This window comes from Sphingobacterium corticibacterium, assembly GCF_004208525.1.
Classification (GTDB): domain Bacteria; phylum Bacteroidota; class Bacteroidia; order Sphingobacteriales; family Sphingobacteriaceae; genus Sphingobacterium; species Sphingobacterium corticibacterium.
Genome location: NZ_SGIT01000003.1, coordinates 327,580 through 341,786 on the forward strand (window position 1 = coordinate 327,580; position 14,207 = coordinate 341,786).

At 44.7% G+C, this 14,207-nt stretch carries 11 protein-coding genes; 1 reads left to right on the top strand and 10 read right to left on the bottom strand.

What is annotated here, in order from left to right; translation table 11 throughout:
* Window positions 1-6: 6 nt before the first annotated feature.
* Window positions 7-840, bottom strand: coding sequence for an ABC transporter permease (locus EWE74_RS16225; RefSeq protein ID WP_130142667.1), 834 nt, complete (start codon window positions 838-840; stop codon window positions 7-9).
* A gap of 5 nt (window positions 841-845) precedes the next feature.
* Window positions 846-2,090: a quaternary amine ABC transporter ATP-binding protein gene (locus EWE74_RS16230; protein ID WP_130142669.1), complete on the bottom strand. Its 1,245-nt coding sequence runs from the start codon at window positions 2,088-2,090 to the stop codon at window positions 846-848.
* A gap of 347 nt (window positions 2,091-2,437) precedes the next feature.
* On the opposite strand from EWE74_RS16230, the gene glmS reads away from it, so the two are divergent.
* Complete coding sequence (gene glmS, locus EWE74_RS16235) at window positions 2,438-4,279, top strand: glutamine--fructose-6-phosphate transaminase (isomerizing) (RefSeq protein WP_130142670.1); 1,842 nt, start codon at window positions 2,438-2,440, stop codon at window positions 4,277-4,279.
* A gap of 64 nt (window positions 4,280-4,343) precedes the next feature.
* Here the strand turns inward: glmS and EWE74_RS16240 are convergent, their stop codons facing one another.
* The 8 genes from EWE74_RS16240 to EWE74_RS16270 all read right to left on the bottom strand — a co-directional run bounded on the left by EWE74_RS16240 (window position 4,344) and on the right by EWE74_RS16270 (window position 14,110).
* Window positions 4,344-5,870, bottom strand: a complete 1,527-nt coding sequence (locus EWE74_RS16240; protein WP_130142672.1) for a gliding motility protein RemB — start codon at window positions 5,868-5,870, stop codon at window positions 4,344-4,346.
* Between the two features lie 17 nt (window positions 5,871-5,887).
* Window positions 5,888-7,210 (bottom strand): ATP-binding protein, encoded by a 1,323-nt coding sequence (locus tag EWE74_RS16245; protein WP_130142673.1) that lies wholly within the window; start codon window positions 7,208-7,210, stop codon window positions 5,888-5,890.
* A 201-nt stretch (window positions 7,211-7,411) separates the two neighbouring features.
* On the bottom strand, window positions 7,412-9,037 hold the full coding sequence (locus EWE74_RS16250) for an ABC transporter ATP-binding protein (protein ID WP_130142676.1): 1,626 nt from the start codon (window positions 9,035-9,037) through the stop codon (window positions 7,412-7,414).
* Window positions 9,027-9,509 carry a S24/S26 family peptidase gene (locus EWE74_RS16255; RefSeq protein ID WP_130142677.1) on the bottom strand — a complete coding sequence of 161 codons (483 nt, stop codon included), beginning with the start codon at window positions 9,507-9,509 and terminating at the stop codon, window positions 9,027-9,029. Before EWE74_RS16255 ends, EWE74_RS16250 begins: the two co-directional genes overlap by 11 nt.
* Before the next feature lie 13 nt (window positions 9,510-9,522).
* The gene (locus EWE74_RS16260; RefSeq protein ID WP_130142679.1) at window positions 9,523-10,449 is read right to left on the bottom strand and encodes a DUF5106 domain-containing protein; all 927 of its coding nucleotides are present in this window, start codon (window positions 10,447-10,449) and stop codon (window positions 9,523-9,525) included.
* A 124-nt stretch (window positions 10,450-10,573) separates the two neighbouring features.
* On the bottom strand, window positions 10,574-12,406 hold the full coding sequence (locus EWE74_RS16265) for a hypothetical protein (protein WP_130142680.1): 1,833 nt from the start codon (window positions 12,404-12,406) through the stop codon (window positions 10,574-10,576).
* Window positions 12,407-12,433: 27 nt separating this feature from the next.
* Window positions 12,434-12,592: a hypothetical protein gene (locus tag EWE74_RS21125; RefSeq protein WP_165384747.1), complete on the bottom strand. Its 159-nt coding sequence runs from the start codon at window positions 12,590-12,592 to the stop codon at window positions 12,434-12,436.
* A gap of 420 nt (window positions 12,593-13,012) precedes the next feature.
* Window positions 13,013-14,110, bottom strand: a complete 1,098-nt coding sequence (locus EWE74_RS16270; RefSeq protein WP_130142682.1) for a nucleotidyltransferase family protein — start codon at window positions 14,108-14,110, stop codon at window positions 13,013-13,015.
* Window positions 14,111-14,207: the final 97 nt, after the last annotated feature.

Genomic DNA, 14,207 nt, shown 5'->3' on the forward strand with positions numbered 1-14,207 from the left:
TCGCTCTTATTTAGATAATCCCTTATTACCAAAAGCCTGTGTAATACGGTCAAGTATGATAGCCAATATCACCACAGACAAACCGCTTTCAAATCCCAAACCGATATCCAGGTTATTGATTCCCTCCAACACCTTTTCGCCCAATCCACCAGCAGCGATCATTCCGGCAATAACAACCATAGACAACGATAGGAGAATGGTCTGGTTAATACCGGTCAAAATGGTCTTCATCGCTAAGGGTAACTCCACCTTAAAAAGAATCTGTTTAGACGTAGCACCTAGCGAATGCGCCGCTTCCAATACATCTTTCGGCACCTGTTCAATGCCTAAAGTTGTCAAGCGAACAGCCGGTGGCATCGCAAATATAATGGTCGCAAATGCACCCGGCAGCTTTCCAATGCTGAAAAACAAGACGGCTGGTATCAAGTACACAAAAGCCGGCATGGTCTGCATGAGGTCCAACAGCGGACGGATAACGCGGTTGGCGGTCGGACTTTTCGCCGCCCATATCCCCAGCGGCACAGCAAAGACCAATGCTATAAAGGTCGAAGCGAGAATAAGCGCCAGTGTTTGCATCGTTTCCTCCCAAAAGCCCATCAGGTAGATAAGCGCAAACCCCAGTACCGTAAACAGTGCAATGCTCTTTCCCGCCTGCTTCCAGGCAATAAACGTAAATAAGGCGATCATGATATAAAATGGCGTCTGCACAAAAACCCATTCCAAGCTCTCTATGCCCGTATTTCCCGTTACCTTTATGAAATCAAAAAAAGGCCTTAGATTATCGGTAAGCCATTTCACCGCAACCGCAACATATTGTCCTATATCTATCGTTTTTTCCATCCTTTTTAACTATTGTTTGCTTGTTCTTTCAAATCCTGGATATCCTGTTCGTCAAAACGTGTTGCCTCGATGATCAGGGAGTTTTGCGTTACAATGCCGAGCAACCGCTTCTCTTCTCCGTCCACCACGGCAATCGGCGAGCGCGTTGCCGATATCAACGGTAGCATTTCCTCCACGGTGACTTCAGTTGTTACCGAGGGCACATCCGTCCGTAAAATACGATGCACTGTCTTCTCCTGCGCCTTCGCAGATTGTACCGCATCTTTCACCCATACAAAGCCCATAAACACCCCCTGGTCGTTCACCACGGGCAACACATCCAGTCCCGTTGCACGCATTTTCCGCAGTGTTCCCTCCGGCCCATCCTTCCCTAGCCGCACCACGGTCGGTTTATCATGCATCAAGGTTCCCGCTGTAATGATCGTCTTCCGGTCCACCTTTTTTACAAATGCTTCCACATATTCCGTCGCCGGATTCGTTAAGATCTCCTCCGCCGTACCGATCTGTTCAATCACACCATCTTTCATAATCGCAATCCGCTCCCCTAATTTAATAGCCTCATCCAGATCGTGGGTAATGAATACAATCGTTTTTTTCAGCTTCTCCTGCAGGGCGAGCAATTCATCCTGCATTTCCGTTTTAATGAGTGGGTCAAGTGCCGAAAATGCCTCATCCATTAAGAGTACCTCGGGCGAGTTCGTCAATGCGCGGGCTAGCCCTACCCGCTGTTGCATACCCCCGGATAGCTGTGCCGGAAATTGATTCTCGAAACCCCGTAGACCAACCGTGTCCAATGCATTTTGTGCCTTTTCTTTCCGCGTTTCCGCATCCTCTCCACGAATTTCCAGACCAAAGGCAACATTTTCTATAATAGTGCGGTGGGGCAGCAACCCAAATTTCTGAAACACCATACTCATTTCTGTACGCCGGACATCCAAGAGCTCCTTATGCGTTTTACGTGTGATGTCATCGCCATTGATATAAATACTTCCGGCCGTAGGTTCAATCAAACGGTTCAGACAGCGGAGTAAGGTAGATTTACCACTTCCCGATAGACCCATGATCACAAAGAATTCATTTTCAAAAATCTCAAAACTTGCCCCGTTCACGCCTACGGTGCACTGTGTAGCTTCCAGAATTTCCGTTTTGCTTTTACCTTGCTTCAGCATTTCCAAAGCCTTCTCTTTCTTTCTGCCAAAAATCAATACCAGTTCTTCGATTTTTATTTTTACGGGTCTATTCTCGTCCATGTATATTCTATATTTTATACCCATTCCTTCATATGGGTTATATAACAAATAAAGTCCCAGATGACTTTTACTTAAAAAAGTGCACTGACTTTCAATATGATTTATATTGAGCGGATTATAGGTTTGAAGGGGGTGACAACTTCACTGTCCTGAGCGTTCTCAGATGAAGCAGGAAAAAAAGAAATCTCGTTGTTAGCAGCTTTCTGTGTTCCTTCATGTTGACAAAGGTACGAAAAATTAATTTATCCAGATTGGAGAGGAATAATGCCATGGCATAGTTCTTGCCATGACGCATGTAAAAAAGTTAAAACAAATTTGAATTATCTAAACAAACAACAATAAAATTTATGTGTGGAATCGTAGGCTACGTAGGTAGCAAACCCGCTTACCCAATACTCATATCCGGCTTGCAGCGTCTGGAATATAGAGGGTACGACAGTGCTGGTGTCGCCCTCCTTGTGGATAACAATCTTCAAGTGTTTAAAAAAGAAGGTAAGGTTGCCGCTTTGGAAGGGTTGGTCGGCGAACAACAACCGCTCTCCACAATCGGTATCGGCCACACGCGTTGGGCTACGCACGGTGAACCTTGCGACCGAAATGCGCACCCCCACCTTTCCAACGACGGTTCTATTGCCATGATCCATAATGGCATTATCGAAAACTATGCCCAATTGAAGGCCGAATTGGAGAAGAAAGGCTATACCTTTAAGAGTGATACCGATTCCGAAGTATTGGTTAATTTTATATCCGACATACGCCTTCACAACAACTGCTCGTTGGAGGAAGCTGTCCGGGTAGCTTTGAAGCGTATTACCGGTGCTTATGTGATTCTACTTCTGGACAACGAAATGCCCGATACCATCATCGCCGCCCGGAAAGGATCTCCTTTAGTGATTGGCGTCGGCGAAAACGAACATTTCCTAGGATCAGATGCTTCACCGATGTTGGCCTATACGAAAGACGTCGTGTATATAAATGACTACGAAATGGTCATCGTCCGTCCAGACGAACTTATTCTGAAGAATTTAGTTAATGAAAAATTAACACCGTTCGTACAACGCCTGGACTTAGATTTGGCCGCCATTGAAAAAGGTGGCTATGAGCATTTCATGCTGAAAGAAATTTTCGAACAGCCACAAACCATATTCGATTCCTTCCGGGGGCGGCTGGATGTGGAACAGACCCTGTTGACCTTAAGTGGACTCGAGACGATTAAGGATAAATTGTTAACGGCACGTCGTATCATCATTGTAGCCTGCGGCACCAGCTGGCATGCCGGTCTTTTAGCCGAATACCTGATCGAAGAGCTTTGCCGTGTAAACGTGGAGGTCGAATACGCGTCAGAATTCCGCTACCGCAATCCGATTATCGATGAAAGCGATGTGATTATCGCCGTATCCCAGAGTGGCGAAACCGCCGACACATTGGTCGCGCTGGAAAATGCTAAAAAACAAGGGGCGACTATTTTCGGTATCGTAAATGTCGTCGGATCTTCTATCGCGCGTATGGCCGATGCGGGTGCCTATACGCACGCTGGCCCGGAGATCGGCGTGGCGAGCACCAAAGCCTTTACCGCCCAGCTTGTCGTGTTGGAGCTCTTCGCACTCAAACTTGGAGCGATGAAAGGTACCATCAGTACAGCCCGTTTGCAGGAGTTAACCGCCGCTCTGCATGCCGTTCCCGAACAAGTGCAGTGGATATTAGACAACCAATTGGAAAATATTAAGCAGGTTGCTACGAAATACAAAGATGCACGCGATTTTCTATTCTTAGGCAGAGGCTATAATTTCCCTATTGCGCTAGAGGGCGCCTTGAAATTAAAAGAAATTTCCTACATACACGCCGAAGGTTATCCAGCGGCAGAAATGAAACACGGTCCGATTGCTTTGGTTGATGAAACTCTGCCCGTTGTGTTCGTGGCTACACAGGATCCGTTCTACGAAAAGGTCGTGAGCAATATGCAAGAAATTCGGGCCCGAAAAGGTCGCTTAATCGCTGTTGTATCCGAAGGGGATACCGTAGCTGAGCAGCTCGCGGAAGATGTATTGACCGTACCAAAGTCGGACGAGTTGATTTCGCCTTTATTGGCTGTCATTCCTTTGCAGCTACTGTCCTATTATATCGGCGTAGAATTGCAACTTGATGTGGATAAGCCGCGGAACTTGGCGAAATCAGTAACGGTAGAATAACTTTGCTGATTGTCCATTAAACTGGCCGATGTGGAAACACGTCGGCCAATACTATGTAACCTACCTAATATTCCCGTTGGAATGTCCGGAAAGACGAGCGCAGACCAAAAGTAAAAATCATCGCATGCTGGTAATCGCCCGTCACCGTATTTTTGTTACGACGATCAATTAAACCCAATTCCCAACGCAAGTTATACTTAGGATTCATCACATACGAGAAACGGAGCTCGTGGTAAAACAAGTTATTTAAGTTTCCTTGCCCTATGTGGAAACCGTCTTCTGTCACGTCCTCTTTAAACAGGTCTACACCTACATTATCGCTATCCGTTGGATCCAATCCGTAGCGCGCATACATTGCCTGGCCATAAACCTCCCACCGGTTCCAACGATACGTTGCAATTCCCAGTGCTTCCCGGAAATTGGCACCTCTCGGATGCGCTAAAGCTTCCCCGTTACTCGTATAATTGATTCGGTTGTTCGGATGCTGATACGTATAAGGAGCCGCCTGGTTATACTCTACCGTCACATTCAGGTTTTCTACATCAAACAAATCATACGTCTTTCCACCCAGTTGAAAAGCCGTCCGATGGTTATCGCTGCTTCCAAAACCAAACTTGGAGATATCATCTGCATATAGCTGCCCATAAAAGATATATTTTTTCCAAGGTTGGTATTTCACATTTAGTCCTAAACCACCATTTGCTTTTCCACCCGTGCCTTGATTGTTCTGCGCCCATATCAAGGAATGGAAGAGCCCAAGAGACACCTTTTCCCCTGCCAGGTAATCCACATACTGGAAAGCACCGTATTTGACACCGTTCCCTAGGCGATCTGAAAAAGGATCCTGCGCGTCGGCTATACGGGGGTTTCTCAAATCGTTCATATACGCCCATATTGAATGGTATTGCCAACGCCCCACCTTACCCGACAAGCGTGCATGCGAGAAGTTGTACGGGTTATCGGAGATTAGGGTCGATCGATATCCTTCGCCGATATGGAGTTTATCATAGGCTACACTTACCTGCAATGCGTCCGCAAAATGATAGCTTATGTTCGCTGTGGCATTCATCCAATCGTATTTTCCGGTATTTAAGTTTTTAGAAAAACCCTGTCCCGGCAAATTACCGATCCCTAAAGCTGTACTATCAATAAAGCTCGCGTAGCGCGCCTGATTCTCGTAGAAACTCACGAACAACGAAAACTTATTATTCACCGAAAGCCCTGCTTGTGCACCACGTGTATTTGTCCATAAGGTTTTGCTGTTTGTACCGCGTTCTGCCCCGACTATAAAGTCAGGCATAAAATCCAGATAAAACGTATGATCGTCTTTCGCGACTTCAATCAAATGCTCCTGAAAAAGCTTGCGGTGTCCCCAGCTTCGGGTGGTATCCCGTTGCGTGATGGTGTGCCGCGGGTCTATGTTTGTTCCCACAAAAGGCTTTACAGCGGTATGGGTTAAACTATCTGCGTATAGCTGCCCCATGTTCCGCTGATACTGCTCGTAGGAATAAGGTTGGTAATGTATCTGCGATATACCTGCTTTCGCGAATAACAAAGCTAGAATTAGAAGTCTTACGTGTATATATTTCATATATTTGATTTTTGAAACTACATATCCTCCAAAGTCAGACAGCGCATTTCAACCTCATACTTCGCCAACAACTTATTTTTTAGTCGCTCTACTTTAGCTGTCAGTAAGTCTGGTTTAAAATTCTTTCGTTGCCTTTTTACCTCGGCAGCCACAGCCTTATTTTTCTCCAACTTCAATCCAACGATATCAATTTCATACGCATGGCCTTTCGGTTCCCACCACGATCCGATTATCTTGTACTGCAAGCTTTCCGCAAACTGCTGTTTAAAGTAACGCTCCAGCATGATTCCTGAATAAATGGGATAATCCGAACGAATAAGCTGCTGTAGCGCTGCAAAATTTTTGATCTCGATCAGGGAGCGATAACGGTCAAAATAATTAAACCAGAAACGGATAAAATTATCCAGAATTTCGTAACGCACGGTTTGACTCCCTTCTTTAGCCAATATCGGCCGCTGCCGTACAATGATATGGTAATCATCGATTAGGCGCTTGATCTGCCCACCAATACTTTTATCGCCCAAAGCAGCCTCTATTTCGGGCTGTGTATTGATTCCTCCCGATATCGCACTCAGTATAGAGAAGTATGTAGCATAATTTTTGCCGAACTCTTCAACCAATAGGTTTTTTCCCTCGTCCGTAAAAGAGGAATTCTCTCGCACCATAAAGGAAATCATGTCGTCAACACCGAGCATATCGTTGTCACAGAACAATTCGACGTATTTAGGGATACCACCGGTAAAAGTGTATAATGCGAGTAGGTCATCATTGCTGTAGCCTGGTCTGTAATCCTGCATAATCTCTTTCAGCGTAGCTATATCAAAAGCCCCCAGCTTCATGATATTATCCGCCCGACCAAACAACGGTTCTTTACTGTTCTGAAAGATCCTTTCCATCAGCGAATATACCGAACCCGACACGATCAGGTTCATATAGGTCTTCTTACGATAGCTATCCCAGATATTTTGCATATCGCTATATATCGACTCGTTGATGTTGTAAAATTCCTGAAATTCGTCGATAATCAGGTTAAAGGGTCTTTGCGTGGCTAGTTCCATCACATATTGGAACAAGGAGCGAAAAGTCTGGATCTCAGCAGGCACAAAGGTATTGAGCGACTGGCTGATCAACGGTATAAACTCTGTACATAGCGTCGCCTCATTCTTCCGACCCACAAACAAATAAACCGTCGGTTGACCTTCCGCAGCTTTCATTATCAGACTCGTCTTACCAATACGCCTCCTTCCTGTCACCACCGTAAAACGAGAACCTTCCTTTACGGACAAACGTTGTATCCGTTGCAGTTCGGCTAATTCACTAGTTCTATTGTAAAACTTCATGGTGTCTTGATCTTTGTTACGACGGCAACCGTTACCACCGTAACAAAGTTAACAAAAAATCGTACAACCCCACAACTTATGTAAGTTACCCTCTAAGTTTGGGCTTATTGCTCTTGCCATTGATGATATTCCAAAGCCGTTTACGTAAGGAAACCTCCTTAAAATAAACTTCGTAAACAGTCTTGCTTCCATTCCGTCCGCTTACGAAATGTAAACCACTTGGCTGCAACGTTCAATTAACATCCTGTCGTGGGTTACGAAAATCATTATCTTATCTTGACCAACTTTTATTAAACGTTCCGTCAACTCCGTACCCGTAGAAGGATCAAGGGCAGAAGTCACCTCATCAAACAGCCAAACAGCACAGTCCTGCAAGAGTGCCCTTGCCACAGCTATGCGTTGTGCTTGCCCTTCAGAGAGACCGTAACCGGATTCTCCAACCACCGTATCCAGTCCATCGGGCAAATCATACACAAAAAGCGCACAGCTCGTCACCAATACTTCCCGAATACGTTCTTCCGAAACAGGCAGCCTATTTACCTGTAGATTTTCGCGTATCGTTCCACTAAAAAGCTTATCACCTTGTGGTACGTAAGCAAAATTAGTACGATGTGCGCTACTCAGCGGGATTTCACGTCCATCCGTATGGAGCTGCAAGAGACCGCTATCGGGCCGAAGCAGACAGAGTAGCAAACGAATAAGCGTTGTTTTCCCCTTCCCACTTGCCCCTACCACTGCTGTAGGTTTTCCACGAACGAAATCTGCATTAAACTGATCAAGCACTCCCTTATCCTCATAACGGAAGCCGACACCCCGTAAGCGCACATGCTGTATGGCAGGCAGATATTCTGCCGCTACCTTTTCCTCCTTTTCCGACTGCAGCATTTCATCGACCCGCTCCAACGCTGTACGGAATCGAATAAATGTGGGAACAAACCCCATTAATGTCAAAACAGGTCCTTGAATACGACCAACCAATTGCAGGAAGGCCGACATGGTACCAAATGTAATCTCTCCTGCATGCAAACGAAAGATCCCCCAGACAAACGTTAGTAAAAAACCTGTGTTCACGGTAAAGCGCAAAATACCTTTTGAAACGGTAGAGAAATTTAAGACACGCATTTTCATCGCATAAATAGCTTTCTGACTCTCCGTTACCTTTTGCTTCCGGATCCGCTCCAGTCCTAAAGCACGAATTACCAAACGAAAGCGCATATTCTCCTGAACGACATTTCCCAAGTTACTTTCAGCACGTTTCAGTTGTTGGTTCATGTTTCTTAACTTTTTAAAATACAATTTAGAAAACACCACCAATGGGGAAATACAAAGTATTAAAACGGCTAACATCGGATCCATCATCCATAAGAATCCAAAAGCCGACAGCAACCGGAAAACAGTCACCATAGCATCTACTGCTGTCGTGCCGATCATCTGTACGACTTCTTGACAATCTGTATTGACACGCACCATAACATCCCCCGTAGGCCAATTCTTCACTACCCGCCATGTTGCATGCATCTGTGCGTCCACTACATCTTGCTGTAAACTCACCAACATCCGCGAACGCATACGATCGTTTACCCAAGAAGCGTATAAACTTGCTCCCTGACCGCCCAATATACTCCATACCGCCAACCATAATGCGTGCTTCATGCGTGCCGTATCCCCCGCAATCGCGTAGTCAATAGCATGTTTCGAGTAGTAGATAAATAGTAAAGATAGCCCCAGAGCGATCAGCTCCAACAGAAAATAAAGTAGCAAAGCTTCCCGATAAGGTTTCGAAAAAGACCATGCCCATTTGATTTGATACGCTAGTTTATGCTCCAATTTTATTCGTAATTCGTAAAATTCTTAACACAAGACGCTTCATCGCTACCACCACACGCCGAGGCAAACGCAGATGATACCATATTACCCCCAGTTTCTTATTCAGGCGACTTGACACACGTAACTTTTTTTCGGAACGACGTGCAGCGGATAATACCGCTATAAAATCTTTTAAAGCGATCTCTTCTAGCTGCACCAGGTTGTTATCGCCCACAAGCCAAAAGTAGTTTGCTTTTTTCCGTACCACCCGGTGTAGCACATAGCGTTGCTTCCATCTTGCCAACACGATATCGCCAATAGCGATTTCTGCTCCATTTGCTGTTTGTAATAGCACCTCATCACTTTCTCGCAGGAAAGGCTCCATACTTTTGCCCCGCACGGGAATCCATACCTGATCGCCTTGTTCGAGCCGTTGCTCGACCAAGTAAAAAAATGCTTCATTTTCTAACCTGACAGGTTGCGTATAATTCATCTCCACTAATTTGCTATGAATGAGAAACTACATTTGCCAAATAACGTAAAGTGACGTCGAGTGGCGCGTCTTTCAATAACACTGTATTTGCATTATTTAGTAAAAAGATGGTTGGATAGGCCCTTATGTTATACAAACCATCGTGGATAATATGTCCTTTTTCATCCCAGCCGTTGATCCAATTATCCGGTATTCGTTTTTGATATCCCATCCAGCTATCCTTATTCGGATACAAACTTACCGATACAATTTCTAAAAAACCATTCGTTATACAATTATGTACCGCAGGTGTCTGTGCTAGATCTAGCATCAGCGCGGCACATTGTGTACAAGTCGGATCATAGAACACGAGCAACTTATATGGTTTCGTTCCTTCGTGCATTCTTCGGTATTTCCCATCTTTAGCCAAATATTCAAAATCTGTTGCCACTGTTCCGACTTGATTTTTACGTATAAGCTCCAACCGTACGGCATATTTACTTCTTTCTTCCTCTGGCAGTGTTTGATACGCTACCAGATATGTCAAAACCTGCTCATAATATCCCTCATTGCGCATCGGCGAATTTGGATCATACAGATAATGGCTATATCTATCTACAAAATAAGCGAAATTTTGCGGTTCTACAGATGCATCGTCCAGCATGCCATGTACGGCAACCTGCACAACGGTATCTGGCACGGTGGCAAACAGCGCAATAAAGTCCACCAGTTTCTGCTCTACGTCATCGGAATTGTTGGTCTGTACCTTCGCTTTAAAGTTAAAAGCATCCCAATATCGGAGTAGTCTTTCGGCAGGGATTGATGACATCACTTCACCCGCTGCACTTACATTTCCATTTTGCACAGATTTTCCCTCCCGAGGGTGACCACAGGAAACTGTAATTAATAAGATGAGTATCGTACCATACAGCACTCTTTTCGTTAGCGACATTATATTCATAACACGGTAAAATTAATAGTTAGATTTGTTACTTATACCAATATGCGAACAAAAAAGGCCACCCGATAGCTGATGGATGGCCTTTTATCATAAAATAATCGATATTAATCAATTTGTCCTGTAACTATAATGCAGAGAGATCTGGATTCGGATCATAACCCGCAGCGGTAGGATCCCAGCTCGCATTTCGCGTACACCGCACATTTTGGAAACCCGAACCTAATAAGCCTAGGTTTAGGACATCCAGATTCAAGACTCCCGCACTCCGTCCTGCGATGGCTCTCGCTGCTCTCGGCGGAATACCTAATTGAGCCGGAGCAGTAGCGCCCAAATATCCCCATGCCCCTACTTCTATAAGAGCAAGATCTGCCACACGGTCACTTGACCAAAGCGCCGCCGTTTCTCCGACATTTCCCAAGGAAAGGGTCACTAACCCTGAAACAGCCGATAGCTGTGTCTGTAAACCATTATACGGAAAACGTAATCTGTTGGTTGCAGAGGTTGCCGAACCATAAGCTGGATCGGAACCAGCAGACGGTACATATTCGATATAATTACTGCCGAAACTAGCGCCCGGTGTTCCAGGTTCCGGAAAAACGACACTTAATATATCGCCTAACAAATCACCGATGAGCCCTGAGGTTGATGTCAACGAACGAAGTTCTACATCTGTCGGCGTTTTCCAGCGGCCCGCCGGATATACCAAAGCACATGGATCTAATTGTTGCGCCTCATTTGCACTTGCAAACTGACGCGGAATATGGCCTCTGAAAGAGAAAAAGCTCTTGTTCGCGTCTTCAGTGTTTGAAGCCGTTATAAACGGATTGGTGTGAAAAAAGCGGTATGGATTAAATTCTCCGCTCTCGTAATACAGGTTCGATCTTGCCCATTGAACTTCTACACCACTTCGATCTGTTGTCAATGCCGATTCTATAAACCCGAACAGCATCTCCTGTTCCATACCATGTTCCGGTGTAAATTGATGCACGATAGCCTTGGTACCAAAATCTCTAGTCGATCCATCGTCCAACGTTATCTGCAAGCCGGAGACGGTAACGCTGATGCCATCGGCAGCATTCGCCGCAACGGATGTAGTCAGCACCTTTCGCTGCCCTCCTGCTCCTGCGATATCCGTGAAATCCTCATATGCTACAGACAGGTTCTCGGTTGTATCACCAACAAAATGACCCGTCACTATATCAATAGCTTCAGGCGCCACATATAACCCCGATACCGAAACATCGGCTCCTGCCATAGGCGCAAACATCCCCATCGTATTTAATTCGATCACCAAACGTGTCAACCGGGGTTTAAACGTAATTGTCAAAGGAACCACCACATCACCGTCGGCATTTTCCACTTCAAATATGCCCGCCGCATAAAGTAGCCCGTCTCCCGCTATAACCGTCACCTGTCCATTTTCATCACCTTCCGGAACCTCGTCTGTACTGTTATAAGAGAGCGCATACCATTCGTAAATTTTCCCTTTTTCAACAGGAAGGGAACCGGTCTCACCCGAAACAAATTGCTCCGAAATAAAACCCGTTGTAGCACCTTGCTCTTTGATGAAAATGCGGTAATTAAAGCCTTCTTCCATCGCTTCCGCTCGTAACCCATTAGTAGATCCGCCGCTGTTCCGTCGACTTCCGATCATTTTAGAACTCTTCCCCCCTTTTTCTCTTTGGGAGACCAGTACCTCAAAACCGTCGCTTTCCAATATTTCTATCTTATTGGCAGAAGAAACCGACGCGGTCTGCCCCGCTTTTCCTTTTAATGCTGGTCCTCCTTTCCCATAATCTATATCGCCTACACGTAGCACAACCCGTGTACCCCCAACCTCTTGTTCCTTGATATCTTGTTTGGCATCCTTGGCGCATCCCGCCATAAATACTATCCCCATGGCTATTGACGTACCGATGAGGAATTTTTTCGTTAAGTTTCTATAAGATTTATTCATAACTTCTTATTCATTATTTAACTTTATTTAAAAATCACTCCAACTGCTTTGGTCCGTACCGTTACCATGCCCTTCCACTTCGGGGGCACTACTACTTACAGAGCTGGCGGCAATGCCTTGTTCCAACTCAATTACGTGCATCTCGACCTGAGGCGCTACGTATACTTCTCTTGTTTTTGTTTCCATATTACATTATTTAATTTATAGATGACTAGTATCATATTTATAGCGGTTAGCAGAACTTTTTAAAAACTCTGCAATTCATTATTTAAATAAAAATTTAGCCCCTACAAATGCCTCACATGTACCTGATAAACTTCGAAAGAAGCATATCGAAATACACACTAAATTTTCATTAAAATGTCCATGCTTCTTCACAATCACGTTTATAATATCCTCACAGACAACTACAAAACATTCGAAATGTTAAATTGTTTTAACGTTTTTATTTTTTTTGAATTCGTAGTTCAAAATGGCTGTAATTATAGTGTAGGACAGGGAGGCTTACCAGAAAAGTAAACGATAGGAGAAATAATGTTATTAGCTAATTTTAAAGGGCTGCGAGAAAAAGAAGATTAAAGAAATAAGCGCGCAAAGGCCTAACTATCATTGGGCGGAAAACAAGGCCGTTATTCGAGCAGTAGCGCGCCGAATCGGAAAGAAGAGAGCCTCTGCGGGAGCATAGGGAAAGTAGAGACGTACACTTCTCCACAACCGCTTTAAACCATCCGGCTGAACAGAAACGAAAGAAACCTTTCCTTCCGCAAAACGGGCGTCATAGAACCCGAAATTTCCTGACTGCCAAATTTCGTCCATCATCCAGTCTGCCCTTCTATCGTTTGGAAGCGGAAACGGAAGATCATCTTCAGAGAGGCCAATATAATGTATTAATATACGATGCAGCTGATGAACCCATTTCAGAATCCCAGCCTTTTTATACATTTCACGCAAAATAGCCCCATCAATTCTATGCTTGTAAGCCTTATACAATACCGCAGCATCACAAATCTGCCGCAAGCCTACACCAAAACCCAGCAAATGCTTTAAAATATGTACATTGACCTGAAAGATCTGCAACAAAGGATTTAATAGCGCAACTTCTTGCCCATTGACCTGCATCGTATCCAAGGGAGAATCTGCTAACAACTTTTTCAAATAAGCTGTCAAAAAAGGGTTCTTGAGATCGAAAACGCGGCTATGATGCTCTATGTGAATGCCCGCCCAGTCATAATCTAAACTAAAACCAAAAGGGGAGTGTACCGAAAGCCCTTTTTCCCGCACGAACTTTTCAGCCTTTTGGTATCCTCCGCTGTTAAAACACCAATCTATATCGCCAGAGGTTCGCCGCAACGGATTTGGATACCACTGCGCAACCCCTTGTCCTTTTAACAAAATCGGAGACACACCCTGCTTTACAAAGGACACGTATTGCGCTGCTATTACCTCATTCATACGGATATTGTGGCGTTCGATCTGATCAACGCGCGCCGTCCATTTTAGGCGTACCACCAAAGGAGGTAATTGTGCTTCTTTTAACAACGGAAAACTCTCGAAAACAACGCCTTCTACCGTATGGTTCAAGGCATATTGATAAAGCAAGGACCAATCTTCTTCAGACAAGGGATTGCCTACGGAAAGTTCACCCTTTCCCCAAAGCCCCATTTTCAACAGCTCAAAAAATATATCTCTTAGCTTGTCCGTCATTGTTTTCTAAACATAAATAAAAAATATTACATTTTTTACGCCAACAATTCAAAAAACAAGATTCAAGCAAAAAAAGGTAGATTTTAAGAATGTATTG